The sequence below is a fragment of the Pseudomonas sp. xss_2 genome (assembly GCF_043104195.1).
GTDB lineage: Bacteria > Pseudomonadota > Gammaproteobacteria > Pseudomonadales > Pseudomonadaceae > Aquipseudomonas > Aquipseudomonas urmiensis.
The window spans coordinates 138,703-150,814 of sequence record NZ_JBICKL010000081.1 but is presented as its reverse complement, the minus strand read 5'-3'; the positions used below and the strand labels follow the sequence as shown (position 1 = coordinate 150,814).

Here is a 12,112-nt window from a genome sequence, read left to right as displayed (position 1 = left end):
AATGAGGTTAACCGCTTGTAGATGAAGGCTGGGCTCAGCCTTCGATCTCGATCAGGATCTCGCCCGGGGTTACCCGGTCACCTTTAGCCACATGAATGGCGACGACTTTGCCTGCGATGGCCGCTTGCACTTCGGTCTCCATCTTCATCGCTTCGGTGATCAGTACCGCCTGACCCGCCTTGACCACATCACCTTCCTTGACCAGCACATCGACGATGTTGCCTGGCATGGTGGTGCTGACGTGGCCCGGACCACTCGCCTGCTTGCGCTTGCTGCCGCCACCGCCAACGAAGTCGTTGAGCGGTTCGAACACCACTTCTTCCGGCATGCCATCGATCGACAGATAGAAGTGCCGCTTGCCTTCGGCCTTGACGCCGACACCAGTGATGTCGACGCGGTAGGTCTCGCCGTGTACGTCGATGACGAACTCGGTCGGTACGCCCTCGCCGCCCACCGACGCAGCAGCGCCCGCTTCAGGGATTGGCAGCAGCTCTTCAGGCTTGAGGCTGCCGGCTTCACGCTCTTCGAGGAACTTGCGGCCAATGTCCGGGAACATGGCGAAGGTCAGTACGTCCTCTTCGCTATGGGCCAGGGCACCGATGTCGGCACGCAGCTTGGTCATTTCTGGTTTGAGCAGATCGGCTGGGCGGACGTCGATCACCTCTTCGCTGCCGATCGCCTGACGGCGCAGCTGCTCGTTGACCACGCCTGGCGCTTTGCCGTAACCGCCTTGCAGGTACAGCTTCACCTCGTTGGTGATGGTCTTGTAGCGCTCGCCGGCCAGCACGTTGAAGAACGCCTGGGTACCGACGATCTGCGAAGTCGGGGTGACCAGCGGCGGGAAGCCGAGGTCTTCACGCACCCGTGGGATTTCCGCCAGCACTTCGTTCATGCGGTTGAGGGCGCCCTGCTCCTTGAGCTGGTTGGCCAGGTTGGAAATCATCCCACCAGGCACCTGGTTGACCTGCACGCGAGTGTCCACCGCAGTGAATTCGCTCTCGAACTGGTGGTACTTCTTACGCACCGCGTAGAAGTACAGGCCGATTTCCTGCAGCAGTTCCAGATCCAGACCGGTATCGAACTCGCTGCCCTTGAGCGCGGCGACCATCGACTCGGTGCCTGGGTGGCTGGTGCCCCAGGCGAAGCTGGAGATGGCGGTGTCGATGTGGTCGGCGCCGTTTTCTACCGCCTTGAGCTGGCACATGGCTGCCAGGCCGGCGGTGTCGTGCGAGTGGATGAACACCGGCAGCGACTGCTCGGCCTTCAGCGCCTTGACCAGCTCGCCGGTGGCGTATGGGGTCAGCAGGCCGGCCATGTCCTTGATTGCCACCGAGTCGCAACCCATGGCTTCCATCTGCTTGGCCTGGGCAACGAAGGCATCGATGGTGTGCACCGGGCTGGTGGTGTAGGCGATGGTGCCCTGGGCGTGCTTGCCGGCAGCCTTGACCGCTTCGATGGCCACGCGCAGGTTACGCACGTCGTTCATCGCATCGAAGATGCGGAATACGTCGATGCCGTTGACCGCCGCCTTGGCCACGAAGGCTTTGACCACATCATCGCTGTAGTGGCGATAGCCGAGCAGGTTCTGCCCGCGCAGGAGCATCTGCAGGCGGGTGTTGGGCAGTGCCGCACGCAGTTTGCGCAGGCGCTCCCACGGGTCTTCCTTGAGGAAGCGCACGCAGGCGTCGAAGGTGGCGCCGCCCCACACTTCCAGCGACCAGTAGCCGACCTTGTCGAGCTTTTCGCAGATCGGCAGCATGTCTTCGGTGCGCATGCGGGTGGCCAGCAGGGACTGGTGGGCGTCGCGCAGGATCGTGTCGGTTACGTGAATTTTCTTGGACATTATGGGGTTCCTCACAGGCCTGCGTGGGCGGCGATGGCGGCGGCGATGGCCAGGGCCAGCTCTTCGGGTTTGCGCTTGATCGAGTAGTTGGTCAGTTCTGGGTGGCTTTCAACGAAGCTGGTATTGAACTGGCCGCTACGGAATTCCGGATTACGCAGGATTTCCTGGTAGTACGCGGCGGTGGTCTTGACCCCCTGTACGCGCATGTCGTCCAGGGCCCGCAGGCCGCGGTCCATGGCCTCTTCCCAGGTCAACGCCCAGACCACCAGTTTCAGGCACATCGAGTCGTAGAACGGCGGAATGGTGTAGCCGGTATAGATCGCCGTGTCGGTACGCACGCCTGGGCCGCCCGGTGCGTAGTAACGGGTGATCTTGCCGAAGCTGGGGAGGAAGTTGTTTTTCGGGTCTTCGGCATTGATGCGGAACTGCAATGCATAGCCGCGATGCTGGATGTCTTCCTGCTTGACCGACAGTGGCAGGCCGGAGGCGATGCGAATCTGCTCACGGACCACGTCGATGCCGGTGATTTCTTCAGTGATGGTGTGTTCCACCTGAACCCGGGTGTTCATCTCCATGAAGTACACCTCGCCATCGGCGAGCAGGAATTCCACGGTACCGGCGTTCTCGTAGTCCACCGCCTTGGCCGCACGTACCGCCAGGTCGCCGATGTAGGCGCGCTGCTCAGGAGTCAGCTGTGGGCTTGGGGCGATCTCGATGAGCTTCTGGTTGCGGCGCTGGATCGAGCAATCACGCTCGAACAGGTGCACCACATTGCCAAAGCTGTCACCCAGGATCTGCGCCTCGATGTGCTTGGGATTGACGATGCACTTTTCCAGGAACACTTCGGCCGAGCCGAACGCCTTGGTCGCTTCGGAGATCACCCGGGGGAAGGCTTGCTCCAGCTCCTCACGGCTGTTGCAGCGACGAATACCACGGCCGCCGCCACCGGAGGTGGCCTTGAGCATGACCGGGTAGCCAATACGCTCGCCTTCACTCAAGGCTTCGTGGATATCCGCCACGTTGCCTTCGGTACCTGGGGTCACGGGCACCCCGGCCTGGATCATGGTGCGGCGCGCTTCGGTCTTGTCGCCCATGCGGCGAATGACGTCGGCGGACGGGCCGATGAACTTGATCCCGCGCTCGGCGCAGATTTCTGCCAGTTCGGCGTTTTCCGAAAGGAAACCGTAGCCAGGATGCAAGGCATCACAGCCGGTTTCCACAGCCAGGTTGACCAGCTTGCGCGGGTTCAAATAGCCGGCCAGTGGCTCGGCACCAATGCTGTAGGCCTCGTCGGCGCGCTTGACGTGCAAGGCATGCCGGTCGGCGTCGGAAAAGATCGCCACCGAGCGAATGCCCATTTCAGCGCAGGCACGCACGATCCGAACTGCGATTTCACCCCGGTTGGCGATCAGGATTTTTTTTATCACTGGAGTCTTCCCAAAGCCGATGGAACATACGATCCGGTTCTACCGGTCGGCGCGTGACCAGATGCAGTTGGCCAGTCGCATATTCACCCTAGCGCTGAAGGACGATAAACAAAAATCAATATTTATTAGGGGCAGCATTAGCAAAAGCTTATAGTCACGTAACAAGGTTTTGCCGGAGCCCGTAGAAAAATGCGTAAGTCATTGATGCGTATGACATTGCGTCAATTGCAGATTTTCAATGAGGTGTGCGATTTGCGTTCTTACAGCCGGGCCGCCGAGGAGATGGCGCTGACGCAACCCGCCGTTAGTCTACAGATCCGCCAGCTTGAAGAGCTGGTCGGTCAGCCACTGTTCGAATATGTCGGCAAGAAACTCTACCTCACCGAAGCGGCCGAGGCCTTGCAGCGCGCCAGCCGGGATATCTTCGGACGGCTGGAGAACCTCGATATGCAGCTGTCGGACATGCAGGGTTCACTGCAAGGGCAGCTGAAGCTGGCGATCGAGTCCAGCGCCAAGTACTTCGTGCCACACCTGTTCGCCGCCTTCAAGCAGCGTCACCCGGAGGTCAACCTGACCCTGACGGTGGTCAACCGCGCCCAGGCCATTCGGCGCCTTTCGGATAACCGCGACGACCTGATCATCATGTCCATGGTGCCGCAGGACATGGGCCTGGAGTTCTTGCCATTCCTGAACAATCCGATCATTGCCGTGGCGCCGCCGGATCATCCGCTGTGCAAACTTGAACAGCTGCGCCTGCAGGACCTGGAACCTCATACCCTGCTGATCCGTGAACAGGGTTCGGGTACGCGCAAGGCCTGCGAGGAGTACTTCAAGGACAAGCGCGTGCACTTCACCCAGACCCTCGAAGTGGCCTCCGCCGATGCCCAGCGCGAGTGCGTGATCGCAGGCTTGGGAGTTGCCCTGCTGACGCGACACGCGGTGAACATGGAATTGGCCACCGGAGTGCTCAAGGAGTTGCCGGTCGAGGAACTGCCGCTGTACCGCAGCTGGTGCGTGGTGCAGTCCAAGGCCAAGCGGCAGTCGCCGGTGGCCTTGGCATTTCTGGCGTTCATTCGCAGCGAACGTGCGATGATCAGCGCGCTTGTGGAGCGTTTTTCGGGGAAGCTGCCGCCGATACCTGCCACACGGTGATCTCCCTCAGTTCGGGATAATCGGCGATTTCGCGCAGCAATTGACGTTGCTCGGAGTAGCTTTCGATCGCGCGGCGAAACTCCATCCGGCGCTGATCTTTCTCAGCTTGCTTGCGAGCCTTGGCGTTGGGTTGGTACGAGCCATCGAAGTCACGAGCCATTGCCTGTCTCCCTGATCGAGTGCGGGAGTTTCAGACTGGCTCGAAGATTTTACGATTTCGCTGCCAAAGGGTGACAGATCGATGAAATTTGCAGTGTCAGTGCCGGTCTCACGTGGGAGCGGGCTTGCCCCGCGATGAAACCGCCACCGGCACCCTGAATCAATCGTCCATGGCCTTGATCGACTTGGGCGACAACCTCAGGCTGCGCAAGCTGCGCTTGACGCTCTTGAGGTGATTGACCAGGCTCGGCCCACGCGCCATGGCCACGCCCATGGCCAGCACGTCGATGACCACCAGGTGAGCGATGCGCGAAGTCAGCGGGGTGTAGATCTCGGTGTCTTCATGCACATCGATCGCCAGATTTACCGTGGACAACTCGGCCAACGGCGTCTGGCTCGGGCACAGGGTAATCAGGTTTGCGCCGCTCTCACGCACCAGGTTGGCCGTGATCAACAGATCCTTGGAACGCCCCGACTGAGAGATACACACCGCCACATCGCCAGGCTTCAAGGTCACCGCCGACATCGCCTGCATGTGCGGGTCGGAATAGGCCGCCGCGCTGAGCAGCAGGCGGAAGAACTTGTGCTGGGCATCGGCAGCCACCGCACCCGACGCGCCAAAACCATAGAACTCCACGCGCTGGGCATGGGCCATGGCCGTTACCGCCTGCTGCAGCGCGTGCGGATCGAGATGCTCGCGCACTTCCATCAAGGTGTGCAGGGTGGTGTCGAAGATCTTCAGGCTGTAGTCGGCGACCGAGTCGTCTTCATGGATCGCGAATTGGCCGAAGCTGGCGCCAGCGGCCAGGCTTTGCGCCAGCTTGAGCTTGAGGTCCTGAAACCCAGAGCAGCCAATCGCCCGGCAGAAACGCACGATGGTCGGCTCGCTGATACCGACGTTATGCGCCAGATCCGCCATGGAACTGTGCATGACGGCAGCCGGATCAAGTAGCACATGGTCAGCCACTTTCAGTTCCGATTTGCGCAGCAGATGGCGCGATTGGGCGATATGTTGCAACAGATTCACGGGCTGGACTCGGTTATGATCGGCTGGCCGGGATGTAGCTTTCTTGTAGTTATACTACATGACCGGCGACCCGCCCAGTTAAACGAACGTGGAGAGTGGTGGCTTGACTATTCCTTGCGACATTCTGGTCTTCGGCGGCACGGGCGACCTGGCCCTGCACAAATTGCTGCCGGCGCTCTACCACCTGTATCGCGAGGCACGTCTGCACAATGCGGTGCGGATCATCTCCCTGGCCCGGCGCAACCTGAGCCGTGACGACTACCTGAAACTCGCCGAGCGCCATTGCCGGGCACAGATCGCCCGCCACGATTTCGAAGAAGACGTCTGGTGGCGCTTCAGCGCCAGGCTCGACTACTTCCCCATGGACGCCTCGCAAAGCGCCGACTTCGGCCGTCTGGCGCGCTATCTCGGCGAGCCGGGAGGACTGGCGCGGATCTACTACCTGGCGACCGCGCCCAACCTGTTCGTACCCATTGCCAACCACCTGCGCATCGCCGGGCTGGCCGATCACGAAGCCCGTATCGTGCTGGAAAAGCCCATCGGCCATTCGCTGGAGTCGGCCACCGCGATCAACGAAGCGATCGGCGCGGTGTTCGATGAATCGCAGGTGTTTCGTATCGACCACTACCTGGGCAAGGAAACCGTACAGAACCTGATGGCGCTGCGCTTTGCCAATGCCCTGCTGGAGCCGGTGTGGCGCAATGGCCAGGTCGATCACGTGCAGATCAGCGTCTGTGAAACCCTGGGGGTGGAGAATCGCGGCGGCTACTACGACCGCGCTGGCGCCACCCGCGACATGCTGCAAAACCACCTGCTGCAGTTGCTGTGCCTGGTGGCGATGGAGCCCCCGGCTCAGTTCGACGCCGAAGCGGTGCGCGACGAGAAGGTGAAGATTTTGCGAGCGCTCAAGCCGATCACCGGCCAGGATGTGCAGGACAAGACCGTACGCGGCCAATACAGTGCCGGGCGGATCGGTGGCCAGGAAGTGCCGGCCTACTACTTCGAAAAAGACGTCGACAATGACAGCGACACCGAGACCTTCGTTGCCGTCCAGGCGCAGATCGACAACTGGCGCTGGGCCGGCGTGCCGTTCTACCTGCGCACCGGCAAACGCATGGCACGCCGCACCTCGCAGATCGTCATCCAGTTCAAACCGGTGCCGCATGAGCTGTTCAGCGGCGGCCAGGTCAACCAACTGCTGATCCAACTACAACCCGACGAGCGCATCAGCCTGCGCATGATGACCAAAAGCCCAGGCAAGGGCATGCGCCTGGAACCGGTAGAACTTGACCTGAACCTGGCCCAGGTATTCGGCCAGACCCGCCGTTGGGAAGCCTACGAGCGGCTGCTGCTGGATGTGCTCGACGGCGACTCGACCTTGTTCATGCGCCGCGACGAGGTCGAGGCGGCTTGGGCCTGGATCGACCCGATGCTCAAGGGTTGGGAAGAACACTTCCAGGCACCGCGCCCCTATCACGCGGGCAGCAATGGTCCTGAGCAAGCCAATACCCTGCTCACTCGCCAGGGTAGAACCTGGCACAGCTGAGCCATTACTCCACAATCACCGGCGAGCGGGTCAGCAAGGCCTTGAACGCACAGGCGTCGATAGGCCGACTGATCAGATAGCCCTGCGCTTCGTCGCAGCCTTGCTCGCGTAGGAAGTTCAGTTGCTCCTGGGTTTCCACCCCTTCGGCCACCACGCCCAACCCCAGGCTCTGGGCCATGACGATGATCGCGCGGGTGATGGCGGCATCCTGACTGCCCTCGTGCAGCCCGCGGATGAACGCCTGGTCGATCTTCACGTAGTCCACCGGGAAGCGCTTGAGGTAGCTCAGTGACGAGTAGCCGGTGCCGAAATCATCGATGGCCAACTTCACCCCCAGCTCATGCAGTTGCTCGAAGGTGGCGATGATGTGCTCGACGCTGTCGAGCAATTGGCTCTCGGTCAGTTCCAACTCCAGCAGATGGGGCGCCAGCCCGGTTTCCTCCAGCACCCGGCGCACCAGGCTGACTAGCTTGCCTTGACGCAGCTGATAGACCGACAGGTTCACCGACACACGAATCTGCAACCCTTCGCGCAACCACTCACAGGCTTGCCAGCAGGCTTGGCGCAGGACGAATTCGCCCATGGGTGCGATCAAGCCGGTCTCCTCGGCTAGACCAATGAATTCGCCTGGCGGGACCATGCCCCACTGTGGATGCTGCCAGCGCACCAGGGCTTCGGCCGCGTGCAGGCGGCCAGTGCGCAGGCATAACTTGGGCTGGTAATAGACCAGCAGTTGGCCTTCATCGATGGCCTTGCGCAGTTGGTTCTCCAACTGCAGGCGCTCGACTGTACTGGCGCGCAGGCTTTCGGTATAGAACTGGAAGTTATCCCCGCCCAGATGCTTGGCATGCTGCTTGGCCATGTCGGCCTGGCTGATCAGGGTATTGCCATCGAAGCTGGCATCGGCCAGCACACTGATGCCTACCGAGGCGCTGATGACCACCTCGTGGCCATCCAGGCGCTGCGGTACACGCAGTTTGTCCAACAGGCGGGTAGTCACCCGCACCAGGCTGGAAAGGTTGCTGTAGCCATCGAACAATACGGCGAATTCGTCACCAGACAGCCGCGCCACGGTATCGGCCTCCGGCACGGCATTGGCGATGCGCTGGGCGATTTTCTTGATCAGTTGGTCGGCCAGTTCATGACCGAGGCTTTCGTTGAGCAGCTTGAAGCGATCCAGGTCGATGTGCAGCAACGCCAGGCTACGGCCATTGACCCGCACCCGTTGGCAGGCCTCATGCAAACGCAGGCGAAATAGCGCGCGGTTGGCCAGACCGCTCAATTCGTCATAGTGGGCCAAGTAACGCAGACGCTCTTCCGCTGCTCGCCGCGCCGACAGATCGGTGAAGAAGCCGACCACATTGCTCAGATTGCCGTGGGCATCGCGCACCCCAGTGAGCTGCAACCATTGTGGGTACAGCTCACCGTTCTTGCGGGCCTCCACCAGTTCGCCCTGCCAGTGGCCGTGTTGGCGCAGGGCTTGATCGATGGCCAGGTTGTGACGACGCACATCGCTGCTACAAGGCAGCTCGAGCAGGTCACGCGCCAGCAGTTCGGCACGCGCGTAGCCGGTCATCTGGCAAAACGCCTGGTTGACCGCTAGCAGTGAGAATTCGGCGTTGAGGATAACGATGCCTTCATTGCACGCCTCGAACACCGTCGAGGCGAGGCGCTGCTGCTCTTCGAGGGCTTTTTGCGCATAGATGCGCTGCAGGTCCTCGCTCAGCGCCTGGTTCTGGAAACGTCGCACCAGGCTGCGGTCGATCAACCGGTTGACCTGCCAGGCCACCACCATCAGCGCTGCCAGCAAGATCAGGCCAAGCCAGCCCCAGCCACGCTGGTGACCGGCCTCGAAATAGAACAAGTAGGCAATCGGCGGCAGCAGACAGGGCAAGGCAAAACTGAGAAACGCCGGCAGGCTGACGGCATAGGCGACGCTGGCCGACAACGCCGCCATCCCCAGCAAACCGAAGATCCACGCCTGTTCGGCGAAATTGTCCACAGGCACCCAAGCGATTGCGGCGCAGGCCAGGGTCAGGCCACTGAAGGCAGAGCCTGCCAGGAACATGCGCCACCAGTTAGGGCTGGCTTGGCGCTCAGCCGAGGCCCTGTCGAACGCGGCGACCTGGATCACCCGCAGGGCCACCAGCGCCAACAGCCAGACCAGCCATACGGCAACCAGCAGATAGCGCCCAGGGCTCCACAACAGCCAGGCGCAGAGCAAACCGTTGAGCAGCATGAACAGTGTTGGCAGCAGCGAGCCTTGGTAGAGCAGGCGGGTGCGCTCGATGGAGAGCTGGGTGGCAAATTGCCGTCGCACGCTCCTGGTCTGCGACGATGCGCCGATCGTCGTGCAATCCTGGGTCATAGGGCTGGTTCTTGTTGTGTTCTTGTTGGGGATGACCGCAAACGTGCTGGGAGAATACACAAACGCTGCTTGCGGCCAAACTGCTCTAAGTCATGCCAGGCACACTGACGCATCGGTCAGCCCGATGAATGGCCAGTCTGCCAGGTGAATATTTATACAGTAGAGGTTTGCCCGTTCCCCGACGCCGCCCTAGAATGGCCGGATGCGCACAGATGACCTCTCCCTCCTGCTGAACTCTCTCAACGATGCCCAACGCCAGGCCGTAGCAGCCTCGGTGGGGCGTCAACTGGTGCTTGCCGGCGCCGGTTCCGGAAAAACCCGCGTGCTGGTGCACCGTATCGCCTGGCTGATCCAGGTCGAACAGGCCTCACCGCACTCGATCCTGTCGGTGACCTTCACCAACAAGGCCGCCGCCGAAATGCGCCAGCGGATCGAGCAGCTGATGGGGATCAACCCCGCCGGCATGTGGGTGGGCACCTTCCACGGCCTGGCGCACCGCCTGCTGCGGGCGCACTGGCAGGAAGCGCGGCTGGCGCAGAACTTCCAGATCCTCGACAGCGATGATCAGCAACGGCTGGTCAAACGGGTGATCCGTGAACTGGGCCTGGACGAACAACGCTGGCCAGTCCGCCAAGCGCAGTGGTTCATCAACGGGCAGAAGGATGAAGGCCTGCGCCCGCAGCATATTCAGCCGGGTGGCGACCTGTTCCTGGGCACCATGCGCAGCATCTATGTGGCCTACGAGCAGGCCTGTGAGCGCGCCGGGGTCATCGACTTCTCCGAGCTGCTGCTGCGCGCGCTGGACTTGTGGCGCGACAACCCAGGTCTGCTCGAGCACTACCAGCGGCGCTTCCGCCACCTGCTGGTAGACGAGTTCCAGGATACCAACGCCGTCCAGTACGCCTGGTTGCGCCTGCTGGCCAAAGGCGGCGACAGCCTGATGGTGGTGGGCGATGACGACCAGTCGATCTATGGCTGGCGCGGCGCCAAGATCGAGAACATCCATCAGTACACCGACGACTTCCCCGACGCCGAGATGATCCGCCTGGAGCAGAACTACCGCTCCACCGGCGGCATCCTCAAGGCCGCCAACGCCCTGATCGCCAACAACAGCGATCGCCTGGGCAAGGAGCTGTGGACCGACGTCGGTGAAGGCGAGCCGCTGACGCTTTACGCCGCCTACAACGAACACGATGAAGCGCGCTACGTGGTCGAGTCGATCGAAAGCGTGATCAAGCAAGGCAGCGCACGGAGCGACATTGCCATCCTCTATCGCTCCAACGCCCAATCGCGGGTGCTCGAAGAGGCGTTGCTGCGCGAGCGTATTCCGTATCGTATCTATGGCGGCCAGCGCTTCTTCGAGCGCGCCGAGATCAAGAACGCGATGGCCTACCTGCGCCTACTCGAAGGCCGTGGTAACGATGCAGCGTTGGAACGGGTGATCAACGTGCCGCCGCGTGGCATTGGCGAGAAAACCGTCGAGGCTATCCGCGACCACGCCCGCCACAGTCAACTGTCGATGTGGGAGGCGATGTGCCAGCTACTCGCCGCCAAAGCTCTCAAGGGTCGCGCTGCCAGCGCCCTGGGCGCGTTCATCGAACTGATCGAGAACCTCGCCGCCAAAGCTGCTGAGATGCCACTGCACCTGATGACTCAAACCGTTATCGAGCAGTCCGGGCTGATCATCTATCACCAGGAAGAGAAAGGTGAAAAAGGCCAGGCGCGGGTAGAAAACCTTGAGGAACTGGTCAGCGCCGCGCGTAACTTCGAAAGCAGCGAAGAAGACGCCGAGCTGTCCCCGCTGTCGGCGTTTCTTGGCCACGCTTCGCTGGAAGCCGGTGAATCGCAGGCGGACGAGCACGAAGACAGCATCCAGCTGATGACCTTGCACAGCGCCAAGGGCCTGGAATTCCCCTACGTGTTCCTGGTGGGCATGGAAGAAGGGCTGTTCCCGCACAAGATGAGCCTGGAGGAGCCCGGTCGTCTGGCCGAAGAGCGCCGCCTGGCCTATGTGGGGATCACCCGCGCCATGCGCCAGCTGTACATGACCTACGCCGAAACCCGGCGCCTGTATGGCAGCGAGACCTACAACAAGGTGTCGCGCTTCGTCCGAGAGATCCCGCCGGGGCTGGTACAGGAAGTACGCCTGTCCAACTCGGTGAGCCGCCCGTTCGGCGGTGCGCAGACACAATCGAGCAGCATCTTCGCCAATGCCAGCATTCCGCAGACAGCCTTCTCCCTCGGCCAGCGCGTGCAGCACTCGGTGTTTGGCGAGGGTGTAATCCTCAACTTCGAAGGCTCCGGCGCGCAGGCGCGAGTGCAGGTGAACTTCGCCGAGGGCAGCAAGTGGTTGATGCTGGGGTATGCCAAGCTCGAGGCAATCTGAAGCCGTACTGGCCTCATCGCAGGACGGATTTTCCCTTTCCCTGTAGGAGCGGGCTTGCCCGCGATGAGGCCAGAACTGACATGGCACGATTTCTCTTACAACCACGAAGCAAAAGCCCTACAACTTGTTTTCCTCTTTCCGTAGAACCATTCAGGCAAAAGCTGGAAACATTATGGCGCTAGCCATGTCTGCTCCATCGTGTGC

The 12,112-nt window shown here is 61.5% G+C and carries 8 protein-coding genes; 3 read left to right on the top strand and 5 right to left on the bottom strand.

What is annotated here, in order from left to right:
• Positions 1–34: 34 nt before the first annotated feature.
• Positions 35–1,843: a sodium-extruding oxaloacetate decarboxylase subunit alpha gene (oadA, locus tag ACF8K2_RS21085; RefSeq protein ID WP_186553069.1), complete on the bottom strand. Its 1,809-nt coding sequence runs from the start codon at positions 1,841–1,843 to the stop codon at positions 35–37.
• 11 nt (positions 1,844–1,854) lie between these two features.
• On the bottom strand, positions 1,855–3,270 hold the full coding sequence (locus ACF8K2_RS21080; RefSeq protein ID WP_186553070.1) for an acetyl-CoA carboxylase biotin carboxylase subunit: 1,416 nt from the start codon (positions 3,268–3,270) through the stop codon (positions 1,855–1,857).
• Positions 3,271–3,459: 189 nt separating this feature from the next.
• Between ACF8K2_RS21080 and ACF8K2_RS21075 the strand changes: the two genes are divergently transcribed.
• On the top strand, positions 3,460–4,422 hold the full coding sequence (locus tag ACF8K2_RS21075; RefSeq protein ID WP_186553071.1) for a LysR family transcriptional regulator: 963 nt from the start codon (positions 3,460–3,462) through the stop codon (positions 4,420–4,422).
• Here the strand turns inward: ACF8K2_RS21075 and ACF8K2_RS21070 are convergent.
• Positions 4,364–4,582, bottom strand: a complete 219-nt coding sequence (locus tag ACF8K2_RS21070) for a PA3496 family putative envelope integrity protein (protein ID WP_186553072.1) — start codon at positions 4,580–4,582, stop codon at positions 4,364–4,366. The two genes, ACF8K2_RS21075 and ACF8K2_RS21070, sit on opposite strands and share 59 nt — an antisense overlap.
• 159 nt (positions 4,583–4,741) lie before the next feature.
• The gene (gene hexR, locus ACF8K2_RS21065) at positions 4,742–5,608 is read right to left on the bottom strand and encodes a transcriptional regulator HexR (RefSeq protein WP_186553073.1); all 867 of its coding nucleotides are present in this window, start codon (positions 5,606–5,608) and stop codon (positions 4,742–4,744) included.
• A gap of 103 nt (positions 5,609–5,711) precedes the next feature.
• Between hexR and zwf the strand changes: the two genes are divergently transcribed.
• Positions 5,712–7,154, top strand: coding sequence for a glucose-6-phosphate dehydrogenase (zwf, locus tag ACF8K2_RS21060; RefSeq protein WP_392467421.1), 1,443 nt, complete (start codon positions 5,712–5,714; stop codon positions 7,152–7,154).
• A 4-nt stretch (positions 7,155–7,158) separates the two neighbouring features.
• Here zwf and ACF8K2_RS21055 read toward each other — a convergent pair whose 3' ends face one another.
• Entirely contained in the window at positions 7,159–9,474 is a 2,316-nt protein-coding gene (locus ACF8K2_RS21055; protein WP_392467419.1) for a putative bifunctional diguanylate cyclase/phosphodiesterase, read from the bottom strand.
• A 250-nt stretch (positions 9,475–9,724) separates the two neighbouring features.
• Between ACF8K2_RS21055 and uvrD the strand changes: the two genes are divergently transcribed.
• The gene (uvrD, locus tag ACF8K2_RS21050) at positions 9,725–11,908 is read left to right on the top strand and encodes a DNA helicase II (protein ID WP_392467417.1); all 2,184 of its coding nucleotides are present in this window, start codon (positions 9,725–9,727) and stop codon (positions 11,906–11,908) included.
• Positions 11,909–12,112: the final 204 nt, after the last annotated feature.

Bases quoted from the DNA above. Each gene is read 5' to 3' on its own strand.
- oadA (WP_186553069.1), bottom strand. From the start codon at position 1,843: ATGTCCAAGAAAATTCACGTAACCGACACGATCCTGCGCGACGCCCAC.
- ACF8K2_RS21075 (WP_186553071.1), top strand. From the start codon at position 3,460: ATGCGTAAGTCATTGATGCGTATGACATTGCGTCAATTGCAGATTTTC.
- ACF8K2_RS21070 (WP_186553072.1), bottom strand. From the start codon at position 4,582: ATGGCTCGTGACTTCGATGGCTCGTACCAACCCAACGCCAAGGCTCGC.
- uvrD (WP_392467417.1), top strand. From the start codon at position 9,725: ATGCGCACAGATGACCTCTCCCTCCTGCTGAACTCTCTCAACGATGCC.